Source organism: Ketobacter sp. MCCC 1A13808 (assembly GCF_009746715.1).
Taxonomy (GTDB): Bacteria; Pseudomonadota; Gammaproteobacteria; order Pseudomonadales; family Ketobacteraceae; genus Ketobacter.
This window is the reverse complement of record NZ_VRKW01000063.1, coordinates 1-1,306: the sequence shown is the minus strand read 5'-3', so window position 1 is coordinate 1,306 and position 1,306 is coordinate 1. Positions and strand designations below refer to the sequence as shown.

1 protein-coding gene is annotated in these 1,306 nt (G+C 47.1%); it reads right to left on the bottom strand.

Annotated features, from left to right (window positions below):
• Window positions 1-32: 32 nt before the first annotated feature.
• The gene (locus FT643_RS23020) at window positions 33-1,241 is read right to left on the bottom strand and encodes an IS256 family transposase (protein WP_156873739.1); all 1,209 of its coding nucleotides are present in this window, start codon (window positions 1,239-1,241) and stop codon (window positions 33-35) included.
• Window positions 1,242-1,306 lie beyond the last annotated feature (65 nt).

Below are 1,306 nucleotides of genomic sequence, written 5' to 3'. Positions count from 1 at the left end.
GACCCTGTAAATAATTCTGTGTAACTGCAGGGTTAAATATAATCCTTCAAACGGTCTTCGAACAGAATCATAAATCGGTTTAAGGCCGTTTTCCAATTTCTTATGGGCATCGTCCATTTTTCCGAGGCTTGGCGTATAGCAAGATACACCACCTTCTTCGCAGAGTCCTCCGTTGGAAACACCTTACGCTTTTTCGTCGCTTTGCGGATCACGCTGTTGAGTGACTCAATGGCATTGGTGGTGTAGATCGCTTTGCGTATATCTTCCGGGTAAGCAAACAAGGTATTGATGTTATCCCAATGCGTTTGCCACGATCGGCTGATCTGAGGGTATTTGTCGTCCCATTTATCTGAGAACTCGGTGAGGGCGAGTAAGGCTTGCTCCTCTGTGGTGGCCTGGTAAATGCGTTTTAAATCCGCTGTGACGGGCTTATAGTCCTTCCATGGCACATATTTCACTGAATTCCGCACCATATGAACGATGCAAAGCTGTATTTGGGTTTCTGGGAACGCGGTGTTGATGGCGTCAGGGAAGCCTTTTAAACCATCCACACAGGCAATCAGAATGTCTTTTACACCTCGGTTTTGCAGTTCCGTTAAAACATTCAGCCAGAATTTCGCTCCTTCGTTTTCAGACAGCCACATGCCGAGTAATTCTTTATGGCCTTCCATGTTGACGCCCAGGGCAAGGTAAAGTGATTTGTTGATAACCTGCTTGTCTTGCCGGATTTTCAGTACGATACAGTCCAAGTAGACAATGGGGTAAATCGGGTCTAATGGCCTAGACTGCCATTCAGTCACCTCATCAATAACCGCATCTGTGACTTTGGAAATTAAGCTGGGTGAGGCGTCTGCGCCGTATAGTTCCTTAAAGGTTTTGACGATCTCCCGTGTGGTCATGCCTTGGGCATACAGGAATAGGATTTTGTCGTCCATTGAAGTGAAGCGGGTTTGTCCTTTTTTCACCAGTTTGGGATCAAAACTACCGTCACGGTCACGAGGTGTGTCGAGTTCAAACTGACCATCTTCGGTTCGTAGGGTTTTGCGGGTGCTGCCATTGCGACTGTTGGGATTATCTGATGGCTGATGCTTATCATATCCAAGGTGCTCGTCTAGCTCAGCGTTAAGGGCACGCTCGACGGTAACCTTGGTGAGCATCTGACGAAACTCGTTGAGGTCTTGTTCGGTTTTAATGCCTTTGGCCGCTTCGCGTGCCAGGGCTTCTAGGGTGTCTTTGTTCATAACTGCTTATCCTTGCCATCTCTGACGTTGATGATAAGCAGTTACACAGATTTATCTACAGTCTC

Bases quoted from the DNA above. Each gene is read 5' to 3' on its own strand.
- FT643_RS23020 (WP_156873739.1), bottom strand. From the start codon at position 1,241: ATGAACAAAGACACCCTAGAAGCCCTGGCACGCGAAGCGGCCAAAGGC.